Below are 22892 nucleotides of genomic sequence, written 5' to 3'. Positions count from 1 at the left end.
TCGAGCCGTGACCATCGAACCTCGCGCCACCGCCGACCTCGTCGACGAGATCTACCCCGACGTCCGCAGCTGCGATCTGCAATTGCAGAACCTCGGCGGCACCACGATGTTCGCCGGCCCCGTCACCACCGTCCGGTGCTTTCAGGACAACGCACTGCTGAAGTCCATCCTGTCCGAGCCCGGGCACGGTGGTGTCTTGGTGGTCGACGGCGACGGGTCCCTGCACACCGCGTTGGTCGGAGACGTCATCGCCGGTCTGGCCGTCGAGAATGGTTGGGCGGGTGTGATCGTCCACGGCGCGGTGCGCGACGCCGCCGCGCTGCGCACGATGAACCTCGGCGTCAAGGCGTTGGGCACAAACCCGCGCAAGGGCACCAAGACCGGAGCCGGCCAGCGCGACGTGGCGGTGACCTTCGGCGGCGTGACGTTCACCCCGGGGGAGATCGCGTACTGCGACGACGACGGGATCGTCGTCGTCGCAGACGACAAATAGGCATTGGTCGTGCCGGCCTAGACCTCGCCGAGCAGACGTAAAGGGCCCTGAAACGCGGTGCGTCAGGGCCCTTTACGTCTTTTCGCGGGAGTGTTAAACGCCCACGGCCGCACGGTGTTTGGTGAAGTGCAGGGCCTCGTCGTCGACCTTGCCCTGACGGATCAGCCGCAGGTCGAGCAGGTAGTTCTGCTTGAGCCGCCACGGTGCCCGTGAGCCCGACTTCGGGAGCTGGTCGATCGCCCGCAGGAAGTAGCCGGGCGCGAAGTCCATGAAGGGCAATTCACCGACGGCTGCGCCGGGGTGTTCTGGCACGACTCGGTCGAAACCGTTGTCGTCCATGTAGTTCAGAACGCGGCAGACGAATTCCGAGACCAGGTCGGCCTTCAACGTCCACGACGCGTTCGTGTACCCGAAGGTGATGGCAAAGTTCGGGATGCCCGAGAACATCAGACCCTTGTAGGTCATCAGAGACGTCAGGTCGATCGGCTGGCCGTTCAGGGTGGGTGCCAGACCGCCGAGCAGCTGCATGTTCAAACCCGTTGCGGTGACGATGATGTCGGCGTCCACCACCTCGCCGGAGGCGAGCTTGATTCCCTCGGGGACGAAGGTGTCGATCGTGTCGGTGACGACGTCGGCGTTGCCCTTGCGAATGGTCTTGAACAGGTCGCCGTTGGGGGCTAGGCAGAGCCGCTGGTCCCACGGGTTGTAGCTGGGGCCGAAGTGCTTCTCGACGTCGTAGCCCTCGGGCAGCCGGCGCTTGGCCATCGTCATCAGCGTCTTGCGCATGTAGTTCGGGAACTTGCGTGCCAGCTGATACTGGGCGGTGCTGAAGATGATCGCCTTCCACCGGTTGACCACGTGGGCCACGTTTTCGGGAAGGTACTTGTTGGCGGCGACCGCGACCGGGTCCACGTCGGGCAACGAACCGACGTAGGACGGTGAGCGCTGCAGCATGGTGACGTGCCCGGCGCCGCTGTTGACCAGCGCGGGGATCAGGGTGATCGCGGTCGCGCCGCTGCCGATGACGACGATCTTCTTGCCCGCGTAGTCGAGATCCTCTGGCCAGTGCTGCGGGTGCACGATGGTGCCTGCGAAGTCGGCGGACCCGGGGAACTCCGGCGAGTAGCCCTCGTCGTAGTTGTAGTAGCCGGTGGTGGCGAAGAAGAACGAGCACGTCATGGTGATCTCGTCGTCGCCGGTGTCGACGGTGACCGTCCAGCGGTTGTCGGCGTCGGACCAGTCGGCGGCAACCACCCGGTGGCTGTAGCGGATGTTCTTGTCGATGCCGTTCTCGGCGGCGGCGTCCTTGATGTAGGACAAAATCGACGGGCCGTCGGCAATGGCCTTGGCCGACGTCCACGGCTTGAACCGGAAGCCGAGGGTAAACATGTCGGAGTCCGAGCGGATGCCGGGGTACTTGAACAGATCCCAAGTGCCGCCCATGTTCTCGCGGCGTTCGAGGATCGCGTAGGTCTTCGACGGCGAGCGGTCCTGCAGATGCCAGGCGGCGCTGATGCCGGAGATGCCGGCGCCGACGATCAGGACGTCGAGGTGTTCAATCATGGCGACACGTTATCAACAGGGTGTCGAATCGGTCAACACCCTGTCGAATAATTCGACATGCAGTAAGGTTCAGGCCATGACCACTGCCAGCACGGCCCGATCCGGGCGGGGACGTCGCTCGACGCGACCGTCGGGCGACGAGCGTGAGGCAGCCATCCTCGCAACGGCCGAGCGGCTGCTCGAGGACAAGAAGTTCGCCGACATCTCCGTCGACGACCTGGCCAAGGGCGCCGGGCTGTCACGGCCGACGTTCTACTTCTACTTCCCGTCCAAGGACGCGGTGTTGCTGGCGCTGATCGACCCGCTCATCCGACAGGCAGACACGGGGTTCGACGGCGCGACACAGCATCTGCCTGCCGACCCGCGCCGGGCCTTCCGCGAGGGCATCCGCACCTTCTTCACCGCGTTCGGCTCGCACAGCGTCGTGGCACGGGCAGGCACCGAGGCGCTGGCCACGAGCCCGGACTTCCGCGCCGTCTGGTCGGCGTTCATGCAGAAGTGGATCGACCAGACCGCCGCGCTGATCGAGGCCGAGCGGGCGCGTGGCGCAGCGCCGACCACCATCGACGCACACGACCTCGCCACCTCGCTCAACCTGATGAACGAGCGGACCATGACGGCGACGTTGGTCGCCGAGCCGGGCTCGGTCGCCCAGAACCGCGTCGTCGAGACCCTCGCGCACATCTGGCTGACCAGCATCTATGGGGACAGCCAGTAGCTTTCGTCGGACGGCGATGCGAACATGTGTTCGTGTCCGGTGCGCAGGGGGTAGGCGAGGCGAACATCCTGCACGCCGATCTCGACTCCTTCTACGCATCCGTCGAACAGCGCGACGACCCGTCCCTTCGCGGCAAGCCGGTGATCGTCGGAGGCGGCGTGGTGCTGGCGGCCAGCTACGAGGCCAAGGCCTACGGCGTGAAGACCGCGATGGGCGGGCGCCAGGCCAAGCAGCTGTGCCCGCACGCCATCGTGGTGCCACCCAGGATGGCGGCCTACACCGACGCCAGTGCCGCGGTGTTCGAGGTCTTCCACGACACCACTCCCCTGGTCGAGCCACTGTCGGTCGACGAGGCGTTTCTCGACGTCAGCGGGTTGCTGCGGGTGTCGGGCACCCCGGTGCAGATCGGGGCTCGGCTGCGGGAACAGGTGCGCGACCAGGTCGGCCTGCCGATCACGGTCGGCATCGCCCGCACCAAGTTCCTCGCCAAGGTGGCCAGTCAGGAGGGCAAGCCCGACGGGCTGCTGCTGGTGCCACCCGACCGCGAGCTGGAATTCCTGCATCCGCTGCCCGTGCGACGCTTGTGGGGAGTGGGCGCCAAGACCGCCGACAAGCTGCACGCCCACGGCATCCACACCGTTGCCGACGTGGCCGAGTTGAGCGAGTCGATGCTCGGGTCGATCGTCGGCGGCGGGATGGGCCATCAGTTGTTCGCGTTGTCGCACAACGTCGATCGCCGCCGGGTCGTCACCGGTGTGCGGCGCCGCTCAGTGGGTGCCCAGCGCGCACTGGGCCGATCGGGGAATTCGATGTCGCACAGCGAGATCGACGCCGTGGTGGTGAACCTGGTGGATCGCATCACGCGACGGATGCGCAAGTCCGACCGCACTGGACGCACCGTGGTGCTGCGCCTGCGGTTCAACGACTTCAGTAGGGTCACCCGGTCACACACCCTGCCGCAAGCCACTGCGTCGACCGACGCGATCCTCTCCGCGGCAAGGGGTTTGGTGCGGACCGCGAGTCCGCTGATCGCCGAACGCGGGCTGACGCTCGTCGGCTTTGCCGTGTCCAACATCGACCGCGACGGTGCCCAGCAGCTCGAGCTGGAACTGCCGTTCGAGTCTTCCGGCGACGGGCGGAGGACACGAACGGGCACACCGGAGCACCTGTTGGCCGTCGACTCGGCGATGGACGAGGTGCGCCGGCGGTTCGGCAACGCGTCGGTGACGCGTGGTGTGCTCGTCGGCCGGGATCCTGGGCTCGAAATGCCCATGCTGCCGGACTAATTCGCCGTGGTCCAGGCCAGGAGCTTCTCCAGCGGCCAGGTGTTGACGATCCGGTCGACGGGGACGCCGTTGTCCAGGGCCCGTTGGGCGCCGTAGCCGAGGAAGTCCAATTGGCCTGGCGCATGGGCGTCGGTGTCGATCGAGAAGTCGCAGCCGATCTCCAGCGCCATGGTCAGCAACCGGGTGGGTGGGTCCCGGCGCTCGGGCCGCGAGTTGATCTCGACGGCCGTGCCGTGGTCGCGGCAGGCGGTGAAGACCTTTTCGGCGTCGAACGCGGATTCAGCCCTGGTGCCCCGGCCGCCCTCGACCAGTCGGCCGGTGCAGTGGCCGAGGACGTCGGCCTGTCCACCCGACACCGCACGCACCATCCGGCGGGTCATCGCCGCGGAGTCCATCTTCAGCTTCGAGTGCACGCTCGCCACGACGACGTCGAGCCGCTCGAGCAGGTCGTCGTCCTGGTCGAGGGTGCCGTCGTCGAGGATGTCGACCTCGATGCCGGTGAGAATTCGCATGGGCGCGAACGTCTCTCGCAGTTTGTCGATGACGTCGAGCTGCTCGCGGAGCCGGTCGGCGGACAGGCCGTTGGCGACCGTCAGCCGTGGCGAGTGGTCAGTCAGGGCGCAGTACTCGTGTCCGAGCGCCTTCGCGGCGGCCATCATCTCCGAGATCGGGGCCGAGCCGTCCGACCAGTTGGAGTGCAGGTGCAGGTCGCCCCTGAGCGCCGCACGAATCTCGCCGCCGCCGAGGTCCTCTGCGTTGGAACGCAATTCGATGAGGGCGTCGGGTTCGCGGCCGGCCCACGCCTGCGCGATGACCGCCGCGGTCTTGGGTCCGACGCCGGGCAGCGACTGCCAGCTGTTGGCCTTGCCGTGCTTGTCGCGCTGGGCGTCGTCGAGGCCCTCGACGACGTCGGCGGCCTTGCGGTAGGCCATCACCCGGCGGGAGTCCTCCCGGGCACGGTCCTTGTAGTACGCGATTTGGCGCAGCGCTGCGACTGGGTCCACGAGTCCAGTGTGCCCTCGAACGGGAACGTCTAGACACCCTTCAACGTCGCTCAAAAATGCCGCGCTGGGCCTCGGCCTCCGGGCGATAGGCTGTATTCGGGAAAAGGGGAGAGAACACGTGAGCTTGCTCGGGGAAGCGATCGACCTGCTGCGCAAGTATGGCGACGTCATAGGCGGCAAATGGAACGATCCGCCCGGTCCGCTGGACCGCCAGCTCCCCAATAGCGAAGCCATTGGAGCGGTAGCCAATTTGGCTGAGTCACCCATCATCATGGCTGCTCAGCTCGCCATCTACGGAATGAAGGTCACTACCGGCTCGGGAGAACCTGAGACTGGCGAAGCGTTCGTTACATCGGAGACGAAGTACAGGGACGCTGGCGAGTTGCTGGAAAAGACAGAGATCGATGACCCCGCTCAGTGGGACGGCACGGCCGCCACTGCATATCAGGCCAAGGCTTCCAACCACCTGCACCAGACCTATGAAGTCGCCGAGGGCGACAAGGAGATGCGGCCCCTACTGCAGGCTCTCGGCCAAAAGGTCAAGGAAACCCGCGACGGCCTGCAGGGTCTCATCGACTTCCTCGCAGATTACGACACCGCAACCTCCTGGATGAACAGCATCCCCGGCGGTGCGATCCCGAAGGCAATCGCCGACGCGGGCGTTGCGTCGACGCAACTCAGCATGGCCCAGGTGAGCATGGCTGCACTGGTCGCCGAGTCCTATGACAAAGCGGACAAGATTAGGGCGGTCGCCAGTCGCTACCAGGGCGCGTCAGCGCAGCAATTATTTGGCGAGCAGACGGACGACCAAGGGAATCCCGTCGTACTCCCCTGTGGAGAACCCTTCGGCGATGAGCGCACGAATGGAACGTTGCCGACGCGCACACAGGCCAACGCCCCCTATGAGCCACCGTTCAATCCGGAACCGCCCGTCTTACAGCCCAAGTAGATTCCGACCGGCGAAGTAAAGTGAATGGAGAAGAGCGATGACGGACAACTTGTCGGTGCTGACTGAGTTCATCGACGAGATTTCGGCCAAGCACGGAACCGCCGCCGGGGAGCTCAAGGTCGCCGGCGAAACCGTCAACGATCTGGGGGCAAATGTTCTGGCCACCCACGGGGTCGTGTGTGCGTTGAGCAACATGGCCGTTTCAGATGTGGAAACAGCACGAGACGCCGCCGCTGAGAAGCTATGGAAGATGTCACATGACCTCTCGGTGCGGTTGGCGGAGGCGTCGGCGAACTACAAGAATGCGGACTGGCTCGCGGGTCGCGACATCGATGCCTGCCAGATGTGACGCGCCACAACCGCACTGGAGGTGCTCGTGATCGCTGAGGGCTCATGGGATGACGACGACGAGTTGAACTACAGCCAAATCGACGATCGTTCGACTGCACCTTCTGACCTGGCAGACATGGAGAACGACGATCCGAACCCCACGGTGGTGTTCACCGCGGCCAATCCTCAAGGCAGCGTCGCGGCGACCGCGGACCTTGGCGGACGGATTCAGCGAGTTGACCTGACGGCGCGTGCGACGGACATGACGGAAACCGAACTGGCCGAGGAGATCGTCGTCATTGCAGGTCTGGCATCGGATAAGTCGCAAGCAGCTCAACATGCAGTCGCCGTCGAACTCCTGCGCTCGATGGGTCACGATCGCGTCAGCACCAGCGGCTACCTCGAATACACCGTCGGGTTGCCATCTCCCAACACCGCGGAAGCGCGCGCCGCTGAAATCTTCGCGACCCGGTACGCGCGTGACTCCGATTAAGGCCGTCCCGCGCCCAGATGCCTCGAAGCTCGTCAATTCGGCTGTCGCTGAACGCGATCTGCGCGATTCATCCGGTGCCACGCCCAGGGGCGTAAATGTCTTGCGCGGCCTTCCGGCATGAGCACGCCACGGAGTGAGCAGCCCAGTCAGCGTAAGCGCCGCCGAACATGGTTCGTGCTAATTGCGCTGGTCGTCGTCATTGCAGTGGCCGTGTGCGTCTTCGTCTGGTGGAAACACGACGGACGGCTCGCTACGCGCGGCACTTGGCACCACACGGGGGACACTCTCAGCTCGGCGATGCGAGAACAGCCCGTCCCAGGATGGCGTACCTCCGCCACCGATCTCGGACTGCCCGAGACAGGCGACGGAGCCGAACCCAGTCGAATTGCAGAGAGCAACGACACCTTCGGTCCTCGGCCATTGATCGGCAGAGTCGGCGACAAGGCCTTCTTCCTCGCCCGCAGTGGCAGCGCACCAACCCCCCAGTGGTGGTTGACCGGAATCGACGTCAAGAGCGGTCAGGCAGCCTTCCCCGCCGTACCGCTTCTCACCGACGTCAATTTCCCGAGGTGCTTCATCAACGGACCGACCGAAGTGTTGTGTCTGAGCTATGAATTAGCCGCCACGGCATGGGTAGTCGATGCCCAGTCTGGCGCGGTCCTCTACAACGGACCGACCGATCTGCGCGCCCTTCCCGGGCCCCTCGTCGTTAAGCAAATCGCAAATTACGCCGTCGCCAGCGCAGCTCGCCAAGGTGTCTACGGCATCGGTCACCGCGCCGAGACCACGTGGTTCGTGCCCGGTGATGGAACCGTCGTGGGAGCGGGCGACATCGACACCACTCTTGCCACCCAAGACTCGACAGACAAGTCGGACTGGAACACGACGGTTTTTAACGTCCGCGACGGACGTGTGTTGAAGCCCGGGGAGCAAGACGGCACCAAACTCCAGAACACCGTGCTCTACCCGGGCGGCTTCGCCGCCGTCGCTGAGGTCGACGGCAAGCTCGCGGGCGTCCAGTTCTTCGACGAGACTGGAAAGCACCTCGACGGAGGAATCGAGGGAAGACCCACCACGGATCGGTCGGGGACGCTTCCAATCGTGGCACGCTACGAGGGCGACCAGTCGGCCGTGTTCTCACCCGACGGTGGGTTGTTGCTCGACATGCCTTCGGGAACTAATGTCGTCGTGGGCGATTCAATCCTGCTCAACGAGAACAAGAGTGATGCCTTTCCGATGTGGCGGCAGTACGACGTGAACACTGGAGCCAAGGGTGCCGCGTGCGATTTCAACATGGGCAATTTCCTCGGAACTGACGGCACCGTGTTCGTGTTCGAAGTGACCAACCGGAAGGCTGGCCTAGTGGCCAAGGCCCGCGACCGCAATACCTGCGAGACGCTGTGGACGCTCCCAGCCGCGGTCGACTCACTTGCTCACGTATGGCGGGTCGGCGACACCCTCGTCCAATTATCCGACGACGGAACGGAACTGACGTCGCTCATCGCGCCGAGCTAGCCATGCACCGTGCGGGCTAATATCGCCGGTGATATCAAGTTCGCGGGGGCATCATGCCGCCGCTCTCCGGCGGGAATGCGACCCCGGACAGGGTTACACCCCGGGAATGCCCCTCAGCATTCCGCCCTGCTCGGACCGGCGATGGAAGAACTCCGCCAACGCCACGACGAGGCAAAGGCTTCCGACCGGTTCGTAGGGCGGATACTCGAATTCCAGGGTGTAGTCGTAGAAGTCGTTGCCGATGAACTGCATGGTCGTCCGCCGCTCGGTGATCCCTGCGACGACACGGTCGTTCACGTCGAGAATCGAGACGGTCCGCCGGGCATTCTCGCCGAGGGCGCCGTCGACGCGTTGCCAGTCGTCGAACGTCGTGCGGCCCAAGTCCTTACCGCCGCTCTGCAGAGCGAACGTCCGCAAGCCCGCCAGGTAGCCGTTGTTCTGTAGAAGCCGACCCACGTCGCGACCCCAGGCGTCTCGCACCTCGAAACGCTCATGGCGGTCCGCCCACCCCTTCACCCGGGGTCGACGCACGTATAGGAGCGGGGTTCTGTCCGGCCTCAGGATGACGAACTCCCACGATGCCGCCGAGCCGCTGCCGAGAAGTTGAGCCAACTGCTGCCATCCGCTGGTCTTCGACGGGACTACTTGCACGCTGCCGACTTCGCGACCATGCCCGTCCTCGATCGTGCACGCAAGATCCATGTCCACCCGCGACGGGGTCGACTTCAGCACCAACGTCGAACCGCCCAACGGGTAGCCGTCGCGCCTGCCGCGACGCCAACTCGGCTCGGGGACCGTCACGCACCCAAGACTAGGCCCGCACCCGAGGATCCCGACCACTCAGGGCGACCGCTCGCTCCAATACCGTTGCGTCCGGACCGATCTCGACGGCGGCGTCGAAGAGTCCCTCCACCGGGCCGGCCGCGGTGAAGCTCGCCAGATGCGCGTGCACCGCCTCGGCCACGTCGTCGTCGACCTCGTAGACCTGGCCCGTCGACACGGCCACGTCCCAGCCGTGCACCACGACCTCGGTCAGCCCGACCATGCCGCACACCTCGCCGGGCAGCTCGACGCCGCCGACGCGGGTCATGCCGTCCCACGCGGCGGGATCGCGCCACGCGTTGGCGAGCGCGGCCAGGTTCAACGGATACTGCGAACGCCAGTCGGCGTCCAGCTGGAAGCCGCCGTCGCCGGGTGGACTGTCGGTCAGCTCTCCGAAGTCCTTGCGCGCCGCCGCGGCAAACGCCACGCCGAGCCCGCCCACGTGCGCCACCAACTCGCGCACCGTCAACTTCTCGCACGGCGTGCGCGCGTCGAGCTGGTCGTCCGTCACTCCGGCCAGGACGTCGGTGGTCCGCGCGCACGCCTTCGAAACCAAGGGGGTCATGTCGATCATGTCCATATCGACCCGGGCCGCCCCAGAAACTCATCGACGCCATCCAGGATGCGGGTCTAGGGTTGGTTGAGTGCGATTCGCCTTCAAGACATCCCCCCAAAACACCACCTGGTCGGAAATGCTGCCCATCTGGCAGACCGCCGACGACATCGACGTCTTCGAGTCCGGCTGGACGTTCGACCACTTCTACCCGATCTTCTCGGACTCCTCCGGCCCCTGTCTCGAGGGCTGGATCACCCTGACGGCGCTGGCGCAGGCCACCAAGCGGCTTCGGGTCGGCGTGCTGGTCACCGGCATCCACTACCGCCACCCCGCCGTGCTGGCCAACATGGCCTCCGCGCTCGACGTCATCTCCAACGGGCGCCTCGAGCTCGGCATCGGCGCCGGCTGGAACGAGGAGGAATCCGGTGCCTACGGCATCGAGCTCGGCACCCTCAAGGAGCGCTTCGACCGCTTCGAAGAGGCCTGTGAAGTGCTCACCAGCCTGCTAAGCAACGAGTCGACGACGTTCGACGGCAAGTACTACCAGCTCAAGGACGCCCGCAACGAGCCGAAGGGTCCCCAGCAGCCGCATCCCCCGATCTGCATCGGCGGCAGCGGCGAGAAGCGGACCCTCCCGCTCACCGCCAAGTACGCCGACCACTGGAACTTCGTCGGCGGAACGCCCGCGGAATTCGCCCAGAAGCGCGACGTACTCGCCGCCCGCTGCAAGGACATCGGCCGCGACCCGAAGGAGATCACCCTCTCGGCGCACGTCCGCCTTGGCGAAGATCGCAATTACCAAGCGGTGGTTGAGGATTGTGTCGCCCTCGGCGCCGAGGGTCTCGATCTCGCGATCATCTACCTGCCGCCGCCCTATGACCCGGCCGTCCTGGAGCCCCTGGCCGAGGCAATCCGCGATTCGGGGCTGCTGAACACGCCCTGAGTCTTACGCGTCGTCGTCGACGGCCACGACGTGGACGTGCACGCCAGCGGCCGCAATGCGTTCCAGCTGTTGGGGATTCGCCGTCGAATCGGTGACCAGATGGTGAATCTCGCTCAGCGGCACCATCTTCGCGAGGGTCACCTTCCCGATCTTGGATCCGTCGACGGCGACGACGACGCGTTGCGCGTTTGCGGCCATCGCGATCGCGGTGCGTGCCTCTGCTTCGTCGTAGGTGGTGGCGCCGATCTCGGCGGACATGCCGTCGGCACCGAGAACGGCGGTGCCGACGGTGATCACCTGAAACGCGTGTTCTGACATCGGGCCAACGGCCTCAAGGGTATTCGCGCGCACCAATCCGCCGGTGGCGATCACCTTCATGTGCGCGTCGACGGCGCAGTCGGCCGCGATCGTCAGAGAGTTCGTCACGATCGTCATGTTGGGGCGGCCCTTGAGCGATCGGGCTACCTCGCCCGTCGTGACGCCGCCGGTCAGCGCGACGGCCTGCGGGCCCGCCGGTATCAGCGCGGCCGCGCGGTGGGCGATGCGTCGCTTGATGGCGACCATCCGATGGTCGCGCAGCCGCACCGGAATCTCGCTGCCGCTGGGGTCCAGCGCCCGCGCACCGCCGTGGGTGCGGACGAGCAACCCCTGCTCCTCGAGCTCGTTGAGGTCGCGGCGCAGCGTGGCCACCGACACCTTAAGCTCGCTGCACAGCACCTGCGACCCGACCTCGCCGCGGTCTCGCAGCAGAGACAGCACCTCGCGCATCCGGTCCGTGCGCTTGATCGACATCGCTGAACACTCCTCGAGCCAGGGGGGCCACAATCAGTTTTCCTGATCGTTTTGCCCGTTTGCATTGCGCGCTTTGAGCGAGCTTCCCATGATCGATAGATGTTCCGCACGTCACACCCCACTCAACGAGTGAGCCAGTGAGCCTGGCCGCCACCGCCGACCTCGTCGCGTCCGCCGTCGCCGGCGGGACCGCCGTCCTGGCGTTCAACGTCGTCACCCTCGAGCATGCCGAGGGCATCGCCGAAGGGGCGGAGCGCGCCGGCGTCGCGGCGTTGTTGCAGGTCAGCGAGAACACCGTCCGGTTCCACGGCGGCCGCCTGGCCCCCCTGGTCTCGGCGTGCGCCCGAATCGCCGTGCAGTCCCCGGCCCAGTTGGCGATCCACCTCGACCACTTCCAGGACGTCGCCCTGATCACCGAGGCCATCGATGCCGCCGCCGGCCTCGGCGTCAGCTCGATCATGGTCGACGCAGCGCACCTGTCCTACGACGAGAACGTCGAACGAACTCACGGCTTCGTCGAACTCGGTCACCGCGCCGGCCTATGGATCGAGGCCGAACTGGGCGAGGTCGGCGGCAAGGGCGGAGCGCACGACTTCGGCGTCCGCACCGATCCCGCGGAGGCGGCGTCCTTCGCCGCGGCGACCGGGGTCGACGGACTTGCCGTTGCGGTCGGCAGCTCACATGCGATGACCACGCGCGACGCCGAACTCGACGTCGAGCTGATCCGCCGCCTTGCGGCAGCGGTAGAAGCACCGCTGGTGTTGCACGGTTCATCCGGGGTGTCCGACCACCAACTCCGCCTGGCCACCGAGGCGGGCATCCGCAAGGTCAACGTCGGAACCGCACTCAACGTCGCCTACACCGGGGCGCTGCGCGAGTCATTCGCGGCGAATCCCACGGCGAGCGATCCGCGCCGAGCCCTGGCCGCCGCACGCACCGCGATCGCCGACACCGTTTCCGAGCTGTGCCGCGGCGTCGCGCCGCGTCCCGTGCCGAGCGGTGGTGCCCGATGACCGACACACTGCGACGCGTCGACTGGTTGGCCCAGACGGTCGCCAGTCACAAGGCCGGTCACCCTGTCGGCGTGTACTCCGTCTGCTCGGCTCACCCCACCGTGGTGGAGGCCGCCATGGTGCAGGCCGCCGCCGACGGCAGCTACGTGCTGATCGAGGCCACGTCGAACCAGGTCGACCAGTACGGCGGGTACACCGGGCTCCGGCCGGCCGAGTTCCGCGATCTGGTGCTGCGCATCGCCGACGACACGGGTTTCGCGAGGGACCGCGTCGTTCTGGGTGGTGACCACCTCGGCCCCAACCGCTGGCAGAACGAATCATCCTCCGCCGCAATGGAGAAGGCCGACGTCCTGATCGCCGCCTACGTCGAGGCGGGGTACACCAAGATCCACCTGGATTGCAGCATGTCGTGTGCGGACGATCCCGACGTGTTGCCCGACGAGGTCGTCGCCGCTCGGTCGGCACGCCTGATGCGGGTCGCCGAAGACACCGCGCACCGCCTCGAATCACCGGGCCCGGTGTACGTCATCGGCACCGAGGTGCCCGTTCCCGGCGGTGCCCACGAAACGCTCGACCACCTCACCCCGACACCCGCCGACCGCGCTCGCCGGACCATCGACGCGCACCGGTCGGCCTTCGCCGAGCTCGAACTCGGCGACGTCTGGCCCCGTGTCGTCGCGTTGGTGGTTCAACCCGGCGTCGAATTCGACCACGTCAACGTGTTCGACTACCGCCGCGATGCGACCGTGGAACTGCGCACCGTGCTCGACACCGAGGCCAACCTCGTCTTCGAGGCGCACTCCACCGATTACCAACGCCCCGAACAGCTTCGGGAGCTCGTCGAGGACCACTGGGCGATCCTCAAGGTGGGGCCCGGCCTGACGTTTGCGATGCGGGAGGCATTGTTCGCGCTGGCGATGATCGAGGCGGAGTTGGTGCCGCGCACCTCACGGTCGAACCTGGTCGAGGTCGTCGAGCGCCGGATGCTCGCCGAGCCGAAGTACTGGGAGGGCTACTACGAAGGCGAGCCCCGCGCGCAGAGAACCGCCCGCCGATACAGCTACAGCGACCGGCTGCGCTACTACTGGGCCGACCCGGAGGTGGACGCTGCCAGGCTCACCCTCCTGGAGAACCTGGACCGCACGGGCGTGCCCTTGCCCTTGATCAGCCAGTTCCTGCCCGGCCAGTACGACCGCATTCGAGCAGGCCAGCTCGAGCCCGTCCCGCAGGCTCTGGTAATCGACCGGATCCGCGACGCCATTCGACCGTACGCACGTGCGTGCCTGACCACTGGAGCAGCCCAATGACCACGATTCCCGCCCAAGAAGACGGCGGCGCAACCATTCTCGAGATCGGGCAGCAGCCCGACGCGTGGCGCGAAGTCGCCGGGCGCACCGACGACGACGCCACGGCGTTCCTCGCCGAGCTCGTCGCCCGGCCGGACCTGCGGATCATCTTGACCGGGGCGGGCAGCTCGGCGTTCGCCGGTGAGATCGCCGCGCCCGCGCTTCGTCGGCACCTGAAGCGCCGCGTCGAGGCCATTCCGACGACCGACATCGTCGCCGGGCCGCTGAACTTCCTGGAACGCGAAACCCCCACGCTGATGGTCTCCTTCGGCCGCTCGGGAAACAGCCCCGAGAGCCTGGCGACCACGGCGCTGGCCGACGAACTGGTCGACGAGGTCTGGCATCTGATCCTCACCTGCGACCGGGACGGCAAACTGGGGCAGGCTCACGCGGGCCGGGCCAACTCACTGGTCGTGTTCATGCCGGAGCGCACCAACGACGTCGGCTTTGCGATGACGTCGAGCCTGACCTCGATGCTGTTGTCCTGCTTGCTGTTACTCGGTCCCGCCTCCCCCGGCGACGCGGACGCGCTTGCCACCGCCGCCCAGCACGTGGTGGACCTTCAATCCGACATCCGCACGCTGGCCCAGACCAAGAAGCAGCGCTTCGTCTACCTGGGCAGCGGACCGTTGGAAGGCCTCTCCCAAGAGTCCGCCCTCAAACTGCTGGAGTTGACCGCGGGCGAGGTGGTGACCTACTTCGATTCACCCCTGGGTTTTCGCCACGGACCCAAGTCCGTCCTGGACGCCGACACGCTCGTCGTGGTCTACGTCTCAACCGACCCCCACACCCGGCTCTACGATCTCGACATCATCGCCGAGATCCGAGGCCAGCTCGGGCAGGACGCCGTCACCGTGCTCAGCACCGAGCCGATTCCGGCGAAATACGGTCCAGCCGTTGTACTTCCCGGCCTGGTCGGGTTGGATGACGCGTTGGTGGCGCTGCCCTACCTGGTGTTCGCGCAGTACGTCGCGCTGTTCACCTCGCTGGAGTATCGCAAGACTCCCGACAACCCGTTCCCGTCGGGTGAGGTCAGCCGCGTCGTGAAGGGTGTCACCATCCATCCGATGACGGGCGGTGCCTCCCATGCCTAGGTATCTCGGCGTCGACGGCGGAGGCTCCAAGACCGCGTTCGCCCTGATCGACTCCGACGGTCGGATCCTGGCACGTGCCATCGCACCACCGTCCTACTACTTCAACTCCAACTTCGACGTCGTGGAAAGTTCACTGACACAAGGTGTCACGGACGTCTGCACGCAGGCGGGCATCGTGGCGTCGGACATCACGGCGGCCTTCTTCGGTCTCCCTGGTTACGGCGAGGCCAGCGCCGACGTCGAGAAGCTCGACGCGGTTCCCAGCCACGTCCTCGGTCACGACCGGTACAGCTGCGACAACGACATGGTCTGCGGCTGGGCGGGCTCGTTGGCCGGTGAGGACGGCATCAACGTCATCAGCGGTACGGGCTCCATGACCTACGGCGAACGCCATGGTCTGGGACACCGCGTCGGCGGCTGGGGCGAGCTGTTCGGCGACGAGGGATCGGCGTATTGGGTTGCCACCCAGGGTCTCAACGCATTCAGTCGGATGAGTGACGGCCGGTTGAGCCGTGGGTCGCTCTACGCCCTCCTCACGGAGCGGCTGCAACTCGCCGGCGACCTCGACGTCGTGAGCCTCGTCATCGACACGTGGAGCGGCAACCGGACGTCCATCGCCGCGCTCGCCACCACGGTCTGCCAGGCCGCCCGTGAGCGGGACCCGGTGGCGGCGAAGATCCTCGTCGACGCCGTCGACGAACTCGTCACGCTGGTCGACACCACCCGCACCCTGGTCGGCTTCACCGACGAGGAGACCGTGCCGGTGTCGTACTCCGGCGGGATGTTCTCCGACGACGACTTCCGTGAGCTGTTCGTCAACGCGATGGCGGGCCAGCCCGCCAACTACGACCTGCGACGTCCGCTACTCGATCCCGCACTTGGCGCCGCACTGTATGCCGCCAAACACTCGGGTCAGCCGCTGAGCAGCGATGCGGTGCGCCAATTAGCCGTCAACGCAACGACCTTCGAAGAAGTGAGAACGCCATGACCACAACCCCCGCCACCGGGCACACCCGCAGCTGGATCTTCTACGCCACGCTCCTCGTCCTGTTCTGGGGCGTCTGGGGGGCGTTCTCCGCACTACCGGCGACGAAGTACGGCTATCCCGACGAGATGATCTACGCGATCTGGGCGTTGACGATGATCATCCCCGCCGCCGTCATCCTGCGCGGCCAGCAGTGGGACCGACGCCCGGCCGCCACGATCTACGGACTGCTGATCGGGCTCACCGGTGCGGGCGGCCAACTTGCGCTCTTCCAGGCGCTGACCATGGGCCCCGCCTACCTGATCTTCCCGATCATCTCGATTTCGCCGGCCATCACCGTCGTGATGGCGATGGTGCTTCTGCGCGAGCGCATTGCGCCGCTCGCCGTCGTCGGTCTCGTGATGGCGCTCGCGGCCATCGTGCTGTTCACCATCACCGGCGGTGAATCCGAGGGATCGTCGGGCCCGTGGCTGCTGCTGGCGATCGTGATCTGTGTCGCGTGGGGCGTGCAGGCGTACTTCATGCGCAAGACCGCGACGATCGGCGTCAACGAGGCCACCACGTTCGGGTGGATGACCATCAGCGGTCTGCTCCTGATCCCCGTCGCCCTGTTCTCCCTCGGCGGGATCCCCACCGACTTCCCCTGGCAGGCACCCGCATTGACCGCGGCCACCCAGGTGCTCAACGCCATCGGGGCACTCTTCCTCTTGATGGCTCTCGCCCGTGGCAAGGCCTCCATCGTCGCTCCGACCACGAATGCTCTCGCCCCAGCGCTGACCGTGATCATCTCGCTGGTCGCGTATCAGACGTTGCCCACCCCGTACGGCGCGATCGGAATCGTTCTGGCGCTGGCGGGTTCGACGCTGATGGTCTACGCCGACGAGCGGCGCGGTGAGGCACCGACGCCGGCCGTCGTGGACCCCGCCTCCCTTCGCGCAGACACGAGGAATCAGGGATGAAGCCCACCATCGTCATCATCGGCGCAGGCAGCGTCGAATTCACCCGCGAACTGCTCGGCGACGTCTTCTCGTTCCCCGAACTCGGTTCGGTCCGCGTGGTGCTCCACGACATCGACCCCGAGCGCCTGAAGACCGCCGAGGCGATCGCCAACGCCACCGCCAGCGCGGCGGGCGCGCATCCCGAGGTGGTGGCCACCGCGGACCGTAGGAGGGCCCTCGCCGGGGCCGACTACGTCATCAACGTCATCCAGGTCGGCATGCACGATGCGACGGTGCGGGACTTCGACATCCCGGAGAAGTACAACCTGCATCAGACCATCGGCGACACCATCGGCATCGGCGGCATCTTCCGCGGCCTGCGGACCTTCCCCGTGCTGGCGGGCATCGCCAAGGACATGCTGGAGGTGTGCCCCGACGCGTGGCTGCTCAATTACACCAACCCGATGGCCATGAATGTGACGTACCTGCGTCACGTCGCGCCGAAGCTGAAGGTGTTGGGGCTGTGTCACTCGGTCTACTGGACGATGGTGGGGCTGTGCGAGATCGTCGACGTGCCGTTCGACGAGGTGTCGTACTGGTCTGCCGGCGTCAACCACCAGGCGTGGGTGCTGAACTGGGAGCGCAACGGCGAGAGCCTGTATCCGCTTCTGGACCAACGCATCGCCACCGATCCGGAGCTGCGCAGGCGGGTGCGGGTCGACATGTACCGCAGGCTCGGCTACTACCCCACCGAGACCAGTGAACACTCCAGCGAGTACGTCCCGTGGTATCTGCGCCACCCCGAGGAGGTCGACAGGCTTCGCCTCGACGTCGGCGCCTACGTCCGCATCAGTGAGGCCAACCTTGCCGAATACGCCAGGGTGCGTTCCGAACTCGCCGGGACCTCGACGCTCGACATCGACACCGAGTCGACGGAGTACGCACCCCAGGTGATCCACTCCTTCGAGACCGGAACGCCGCGCGTCATCTCCGCCAACGTAGTGAACGACGGCCTGATCACCAACCTCCCCAACGGGTTGGCCGTCGAGGTACCCACCCTGCTGGACGCGCTCGGCGCCCACCCCACGAAGGTGGGCGACCTGCCTCCGCAGTGCGCCGCGCTCAACCGAAACTTCCTCGGCCCAGTCGAACTCGCGGTTCGGGCCGCAGTCGACGGGGATCCCCGGTTGGTGCGGGCGGCGGCCATGGTCGACCCGAACACCGCGGCGACGCTGACCGTCGACCAGATCTGGGAGCTGTGCGACGACCTGACCGTCGCGCACGGTGACCTGCTTCCCGAATCGCTCCGAACCACGCTCGTGCCATGAGAACCCAACAAGGAGTGCCGCACATGACCCGATCACGGCTCTACATCGCATTGGTCGCCATCCTCGCCTTCGTTCTCACGGCGTGCGGTGGCGGCGGCTCGTCGCCGTCGGGGCCGACCGAGATCGCGGTCTGGCACGGCTACCAGGACACCGAGGGTGAGGTGTTCAAGGGCCTTGTCGCCCAGTACAACAAGGACCATCCCGACGTGAAGGTCAGCGAGTTGTACTCCAGCAACGACCTGGTGCTGCAGAAGGTGCTCACCGCAGTGCGCGGGGGTAGCCCGCCCGACGTCGCCTACATGTTCGGCTCGTGGTCGCCGAACATCGCCCAGATCCCCCAGGTCGTGGACATGGCCGAAGAGGTGAAGAACCCCGACTGGAAGTGGGACGATTTCTACCCGGCCGAGCGGGAAGCGGCAACGGTCGGCGACAAGGTCGTCGGCGTGCCCGCCCTGGTGGACAATCTCGCGATCGTCTACAACGAGAAGCTGTTCGCCGACGCCGGTGTCGCACCTCCGACGAAGGATTGGACGTGGGACGACTTCCGGGCCGCCGCCGCCAAGCTGACCGACCCGACGAAGGGGCAGTACGGCTGGCTGATTCCCGCCGACGGCAGTGAAGACACGGTGTGGCACTACCTTCCGATGCTGTGGGAGGCCGGCGGCGACATCCTCGACTCCGACAACACCAAGGCGACGTTCAACTCCCCGGAGGGCGTCAAGGCGCTTACCGTGCTGCAGCAGATGGCGGTCAACGACAAGTCGGTGTACCTCGACACCACCAACGAGAACGGGCCGAAGCTGATGAACAGCGGCAAGGTCGCGATGCTGATCACTGGCCCATGGGATCTGAGCCAGCTGTCGGACATCTCCTACGGCGTACAGGTGATGCCGACGTTCGCCGGGTCGAGCGGTGGCCATCAGACGATCGCGGGCCCGGACAATTGGGTCACGTTCGAAAACGGCGACGCGAAGAAGAAGGCCGCCGTCGACTTCGTGAAGTGGCTGACCGCGCCCGAGCAGGTGAAGGCGTTCTCGTTGGGTACCGGTGACTTGCCCATCCGCACGTCGGTCGGCCAGGACCAGTCGGTGCTCACCAAGCTCAACGAAAACGTGCCGGGGACGGCCGCATTCGTCGAGAACCTCGACAACGTGAAGAAGGTCAGGCCTACGGTCGAGCAGTACCCCGACGTCTCCGAGGCGCTGGGACAGGCGATCGTGTCGGTGATGCTCGGCAAGGAGCAACCCGCGGACGCGCTGAACTCCGCCGCCACGGCCGCCGACGCGGCCCTGGCCGAGAAGTAGGACGGGAGAAGGCATGCCGTCACTGCTGGGACGACTGAGCCGTACGGACACCGCCGCGGGATGGGCGCTGACCGGCCCCGCGGCGGTGCTGATCGGCATCTTCGGGCTGCTGCCGGTGCTGATGTCGCTGCAACTGTCGTTCCAGCAGTCCGACCTGTTGCGGCCTCAGACGCCGTGGGTCGGCCTCGCCAACTACCGAAAGCTGGCCGAGGATCCCGTCTTCGTCGAGGCGATCAAGCACACGATCGTCTACACCGCCCTGTTCGTTCCCGGCACGATGCTCGTCGGCCTCTTCGTCGCCGCGGCGATGAACCGGTCGGTGCGCTTCATCTCGGTGTACCGAACGGCCGCGTACATCACCATGGCGGTCTCGACGATCTCGCAGGGCATCATCTTCCTGTGGCTGACCGACCGTGACTACGGGCTGGTCAACGCCGGACTCAACGCCGTCGGGATCTCGTCGCAACCCTTTTTGGCGTCACCGTCGCAAGCGCTGTACGTCATCGTCGCCATGACGATCTGGGGGTGGACGGGCTTCTCGGTGATCGTGTATCTCGCTGCACTGCAGGGTGTTCCGGCCGAGTTGCACGAAGCGGCGATGATCGACGGGGCGAGCGCGTTCACCCGCTTCCGCACCATCACGGTGCCGCTGCTCGGTCCGGCGAACCTGTTCCTCCTGGTGTGGCTGACGATCAACGCGCTGCAACTCTTCGACGAGGTCTACGCCACCACCCGGGGTGGCCCCCTGCGGGCGACCACGGTCATCGTCTACTACCTGTGGGATAGGGCCTTCGTGCACTTCGACGCGGGATACGCCGCGGCGATGGCGTACGCCCTGTTCGTCGTCATCCTGATCATCACGGCCGTCCAGTTCCGGCTCGCACGGAAGCACGTGCAGAACTGATGACGACGACAGAGCTGCCCCCGACGAAAACCGTTGCGCCTGAATCGTCGTCGCCCCGACGCGAGCGCAAGTTCAGGCTGCCGTTCAGTCCGTGGCATCTGGTGCTCATCCCGATGACCTTCGTGTTGATCCTGCCGCTGTTGTGGATGCTGGTCACGTCGCTGGAGACCGAGAACGAAACCAACCGCTTCCCGCCGGTGCTGCTGCCAGAGCGGCCGCGGTTCGAGAACTACACTGAGGCATGGGCGGCGGCACCGTTCGGCCATTTCTTCCTGAACAGCGCGATGGTCACGGTGGTGGTGCTGATCAGCAACCTGGTGGTCTGCAGCCTGGCCGGCTACGCATTCGCCCGCATCCGATTCCTCGGCCGCGGAGCGCTGTTCGTCACGCTGATGGCGACGCTGATGGTGCCGTTCCAGGTCACGATGATCCCGGTCTTCCTCATCGTGAAGTGGTTCGGCGACAACGTGTGGGAAGGCCTCGGGATCAATCACATCGGGGCGTTGATGCTGCCCAACCTGGCGACCGCGTTCGGCATCTTCTTCCTGCGTCAGTTCTTTCAGACCGTTCCGGTGGAACTCGAGGAAGCCGCTCGGGTCGACGGAACGTCTCGTCTCGGCGTCCTGTTCAAGATCGTGCTGCCGTTGTCGCTGCCTGCGATGTCGACCCTCGCCGCATTGACGGTCTTGACGTCGTGGAACGACTTCCTGTGGCCGCTGATCGTCATCACCTCCCAGGATCAGATGACGATCCCGTTGGGGCTGAGTTACTTTCAGGGCGCCCATCGGGTCAAGTGGCCGTTGCTGATGGCCGCGAACGTGATGAGCCTGCTGCCGATGCTGCTGGTGTTCGTCGGCGCGCAGAGGTACTTCGTCCAGTCGGTCGCCAGTACCGGAATCAAGGGTTGAGGGGATTACGTTGGCAGAAGTCGAGTTTCGAGACGTCGTGCGGAAGTACGCGGGCGGCCGATCGGGTGACACCGTGGCCCTCAAGGGGCTGAACCTCACGGTCGGCGACGGCGAGTTCCTGATCTTGGTCGGGCCGTCGGGGTGTGGCAAGAGCACCGCGCTGCGGCTACTGGCGGGGCTGGACAAGCCCACCTCGGGTGAGATCAGGATCGGCGGCTCGGTGGTCAACGGGTTGGCGCCCGGTGAGCGCGACATCGCGATGGTGTTCCAGAACTACGCGCTGTATCCGCACATGACGGTGTACCGGAACCTGGCGTACGGCTTGCGGCAGCGCCGGACGCCGCGCGAAGAGGTCGAACGCCGGGTCCGCGAGACGGCCGCCCTGCTGGAGATCGACGAACTCCTCGACCGCAAGCCCGGTCAGCTGTCGGGTGGGCAGCGTCAGCGCGTGGCAATGGGGCGCGCACTGGTGCGCAAGCCGCAGGCGTTCCTGCTCGACGAGCCGCTGTCGAACCTGGACGCCAAGCTGCGCAACCAGGTGCGCGGCGATCTCAAGCGGCTGCACAGGGAGCTTCCCGTCACGTCCATCTACGTCACCCACGACCAGGTCGAGGCGATGACGCTCGGCGATCGGCTCTGCGTCATGTCCGGCGGCGAGGTGCAGCAGATCGGCACCACCGACGACATCTACAACCGGCCGGCCAACACGTTCGTCGCGGCGTTCATGGGCAGTCCGCCGATGAACCTGCTGCCCGGCCTCGTCCAGGACGGCACGCTGCACGTCGGCGGCGCGGCGATCACCGGCGTCGCGACGCCGAACGGTCCGGTCACGGTCGGCGCGCGGCCCGAGCACTTGGAGGTGCGCACGACCGTGGCCGACGGCATGGTGCCCGCACGCGTCGACTTCGTCGAGCCACTCGGCAGCCACGCGCTGGTTACCGCGATCATCGACGACGAGACCCGGGTGATCGTGCATGCGCCAGCGGGCACTCAGCTGGATCCGGGGACGCACGTCGGGTTGGCGTTGCCGCCGGAGCGGACCTACTTCTTCGACGCGGTGACCGGCGACGCACATCGCAGTCGCGAGCGCATCACGCTGTAGATACTGACGGCCCGGTAGATATATCGGCTAAGCAAACTTTCGTGCCACGACTCCGGCGCGATGAGGTTGTATTAGACGCCGTACCGGACGAGTTCGGCGGCGGTCACGAGACGCTCGTGCTTGGCCGGGAAGTCGCGGCTGCGGACGGGGTGGCGGAACAGTGACCAGGCCATACGGCCCATTCGCGAGCGAGCGATTGGATTGATGTACACGGTGTTACTCCTGCGGTCGTCTTGCTTCACCGTGGGCTCACACTAGTGCACGAACCCCGAGAATCATTAGACACCTGTGATCTGGCTAACACCAGAGGGCGCGCCGACGAAAGATCGGATGTTTCTGGTGTGACTCATGTGGTTACTGAGGCGTCGCGTATGCCCCCCACCGCGAAATTTGCGCGTTGGTCGCGTTGGCGCCATGCACGACCCGTGCGCAGAACTCGGCGAGCGAGGTGCAAACGTGCGCACCGAGCCCCGTCTCCAGTCCCGCCGAAATCTGCGCCTTGGTCG

24 protein-coding genes are annotated in these 22892 nt (G+C 66.0%); 18 read left to right on the top strand and 6 right to left on the bottom strand.

Annotated elements, in window-relative coordinates:
* The first annotated feature begins 7 nt into the window (after positions 1-7).
* A complete protein-coding gene (gene rraA / locus ASD37_RS14725) occupies positions 8-493 on the top strand; it encodes a ribonuclease E activity regulator RraA (protein ID WP_056552039.1) in 486 nt (161 codons plus the stop codon).
* Positions 494-586: 93 nt separating this feature from the next.
* Here the strand turns inward: rraA and ASD37_RS14720 are convergent, their stop codons facing one another.
* Positions 587-2056, bottom strand: coding sequence for an NAD(P)/FAD-dependent oxidoreductase (locus ASD37_RS14720; RefSeq protein ID WP_056552037.1), 1470 nt, complete (start codon positions 2054-2056; stop codon positions 587-589).
* 76 nt (positions 2057-2132) lie between these two features.
* Between ASD37_RS14720 and ASD37_RS14715 the strand changes: the two genes are divergently transcribed.
* Positions 2133-2774: a TetR/AcrR family transcriptional regulator gene (locus tag ASD37_RS14715; RefSeq protein ID WP_056552034.1), complete on the top strand. Its 642-nt coding sequence runs from the start codon at positions 2133-2135 to the stop codon at positions 2772-2774.
* 26 nt (positions 2775-2800) lie between these two features.
* A complete protein-coding gene (gene dinB / locus ASD37_RS14710) occupies positions 2801-4060 on the top strand; it encodes a DNA polymerase IV (RefSeq protein ID WP_056552029.1) in 1260 nt (419 codons plus the stop codon).
* Here dinB and ASD37_RS14705 read toward each other — a convergent pair.
* Entirely contained in the window at positions 4057-5064 is a 1008-nt protein-coding gene (locus ASD37_RS14705) for a PHP domain-containing protein (protein WP_056552027.1), read from the bottom strand. The two genes, dinB and ASD37_RS14705, sit on opposite strands and share 4 nt — an antisense overlap.
* Before the next feature lie 118 nt (positions 5065-5182).
* On the opposite strand from ASD37_RS14705, the gene ASD37_RS14700 reads away from it, so the two are divergent.
* The 4 genes from ASD37_RS14700 (at position 5183) to ASD37_RS14685 (ending at position 8351) form a co-directional block, all read left to right on the top strand.
* A complete protein-coding gene (locus tag ASD37_RS14700) occupies positions 5183-6013 on the top strand; it encodes an EspA/EspE family type VII secretion system effector (RefSeq protein WP_056552024.1) in 831 nt (276 codons plus the stop codon).
* 37 nt (positions 6014-6050) lie between these two features.
* Positions 6051-6362 carry an ESX-1 secretion-associated protein gene (locus ASD37_RS14695; RefSeq protein ID WP_056552020.1) on the top strand — a complete coding sequence of 104 codons (312 nt, stop codon included), beginning with the start codon at positions 6051-6053 and terminating at the stop codon, positions 6360-6362.
* Between the two features lie 27 nt (positions 6363-6389).
* Positions 6390-6836, top strand: coding sequence for a YbaB/EbfC family DNA-binding protein (locus ASD37_RS14690; RefSeq protein WP_156720880.1), 447 nt, complete (start codon positions 6390-6392; stop codon positions 6834-6836).
* A 492-nt stretch (positions 6837-7328) separates the two neighbouring features.
* Positions 7329-8351, top strand: coding sequence for a hypothetical protein (locus ASD37_RS14685; RefSeq protein WP_156720879.1), 1023 nt, complete (start codon positions 7329-7331; stop codon positions 8349-8351).
* 93 nt (positions 8352-8444) lie between these two features.
* Here ASD37_RS14685 and ASD37_RS14680 read toward each other — a convergent pair whose 3' ends face one another.
* Together ASD37_RS14680 and ASD37_RS14675 are read right to left on the bottom strand one after the other, a co-directional pair.
* The gene (locus tag ASD37_RS14680) at positions 8445-9152 is read right to left on the bottom strand and encodes a hypothetical protein (RefSeq protein ID WP_056552009.1); all 708 of its coding nucleotides are present in this window, start codon (positions 9150-9152) and stop codon (positions 8445-8447) included.
* A gap of 10 nt (positions 9153-9162) precedes the next feature.
* Entirely contained in the window at positions 9163-9747 is a 585-nt protein-coding gene (locus ASD37_RS14675; RefSeq protein ID WP_056553358.1) for a TIGR03086 family metal-binding protein, read from the bottom strand.
* A 70-nt stretch (positions 9748-9817) separates the two neighbouring features.
* Here ASD37_RS14675 and ASD37_RS14670 point away from each other — a divergent pair, with 70 nt between their 5' ends.
* Positions 9818-10672, top strand: a complete 855-nt coding sequence (locus tag ASD37_RS14670) for an LLM class F420-dependent oxidoreductase (RefSeq protein ID WP_056552006.1) — start codon at positions 9818-9820, stop codon at positions 10670-10672.
* 3 nt (positions 10673-10675) lie between these two features.
* Here the strand turns inward: ASD37_RS14670 and ASD37_RS14665 are convergent, their stop codons facing one another.
* Positions 10676-11464 (bottom strand): DeoR/GlpR family DNA-binding transcription regulator, encoded by a 789-nt coding sequence (locus ASD37_RS14665; protein WP_056552002.1) that lies wholly within the window; start codon positions 11462-11464, stop codon positions 10676-10678.
* 137 nt (positions 11465-11601) lie between these two features.
* Here ASD37_RS14665 and ASD37_RS14660 point away from each other — a divergent pair, with 137 nt between their 5' ends.
* Genes ASD37_RS14660 through ASD37_RS14615 form a run of 10 tightly spaced genes read left to right on the top strand, consistent with a single transcriptional unit; the run spans position 11602 to position 22386 of the window.
* Entirely contained in the window at positions 11602-12477 is an 876-nt protein-coding gene (locus ASD37_RS14660; protein ID WP_056551999.1) for a class II fructose-bisphosphate aldolase, read from the top strand.
* A complete protein-coding gene (locus ASD37_RS14655; RefSeq protein WP_056553355.1) occupies positions 12474-13784 on the top strand; it encodes a D-tagatose-bisphosphate aldolase, class II, non-catalytic subunit in 1311 nt (436 codons plus the stop codon). The genes ASD37_RS14660 and ASD37_RS14655 overlap by 4 nt, the downstream gene beginning before the upstream one ends.
* Complete coding sequence (locus ASD37_RS14650) at positions 13781-14917, top strand: SIS domain-containing protein (RefSeq protein WP_056551996.1); 1137 nt, start codon at positions 13781-13783, stop codon at positions 14915-14917. The genes ASD37_RS14655 and ASD37_RS14650 overlap by 4 nt, the downstream gene beginning before the upstream one ends.
* Entirely contained in the window at positions 14910-15905 is a 996-nt protein-coding gene (locus tag ASD37_RS14645; RefSeq protein ID WP_056551993.1) for an N-acetylglucosamine kinase, read from the top strand. The genes ASD37_RS14650 and ASD37_RS14645 overlap by 8 nt, the downstream gene beginning before the upstream one ends.
* Positions 15902-16861, top strand: a complete 960-nt coding sequence (locus ASD37_RS14640; protein WP_056551990.1) for a DMT family transporter — start codon at positions 15902-15904, stop codon at positions 16859-16861. The genes ASD37_RS14645 and ASD37_RS14640 overlap by 4 nt, the downstream gene beginning before the upstream one ends.
* The gene (gene melA / locus ASD37_RS14635; protein ID WP_056551987.1) at positions 16858-18168 is read left to right on the top strand and encodes an alpha-galactosidase; all 1311 of its coding nucleotides are present in this window, start codon (positions 16858-16860) and stop codon (positions 18166-18168) included. The genes ASD37_RS14640 and melA overlap by 4 nt, the downstream gene beginning before the upstream one ends.
* 23 nt (positions 18169-18191) lie before the next feature.
* Positions 18192-19472, top strand: a complete 1281-nt coding sequence (locus ASD37_RS14630; protein ID WP_056553352.1) for an ABC transporter substrate-binding protein — start codon at positions 18192-18194, stop codon at positions 19470-19472.
* A 13-nt stretch (positions 19473-19485) separates the two neighbouring features.
* Positions 19486-20376, top strand: coding sequence for a carbohydrate ABC transporter permease (locus tag ASD37_RS14625; protein ID WP_056551984.1), 891 nt, complete (start codon positions 19486-19488; stop codon positions 20374-20376).
* A complete protein-coding gene (locus ASD37_RS14620; RefSeq protein WP_056551981.1) occupies positions 20376-21284 on the top strand; it encodes a carbohydrate ABC transporter permease in 909 nt (302 codons plus the stop codon). Before ASD37_RS14625 ends, ASD37_RS14620 begins: the two co-directional genes overlap by 1 nt.
* A 10-nt stretch (positions 21285-21294) precedes the next feature.
* Positions 21295-22386: an ABC transporter ATP-binding protein gene (locus ASD37_RS14615; protein ID WP_056551979.1), complete on the top strand. Its 1092-nt coding sequence runs from the start codon at positions 21295-21297 to the stop codon at positions 22384-22386.
* Between the two features lie 71 nt (positions 22387-22457).
* Here ASD37_RS14615 and ASD37_RS31980 read toward each other — a convergent pair whose 3' ends face one another.
* Entirely contained in the window at positions 22458-22598 is a 141-nt protein-coding gene (locus tag ASD37_RS31980; RefSeq protein WP_173007931.1) for a hypothetical protein, read from the bottom strand.
* Between the last annotated feature and the right edge of the window lie 294 nt (positions 22599-22892).

The sequence above is a fragment of the Mycobacterium sp. Root135 genome (genome assembly GCF_001426545.1).
Classification (GTDB): Bacteria; Actinomycetota; Actinomycetes; order Mycobacteriales; family Mycobacteriaceae; genus Mycobacterium.
Note: the sequence above shows the minus strand (reverse complement) of the source record. Positions and strands in the feature narration are given on the sequence as shown.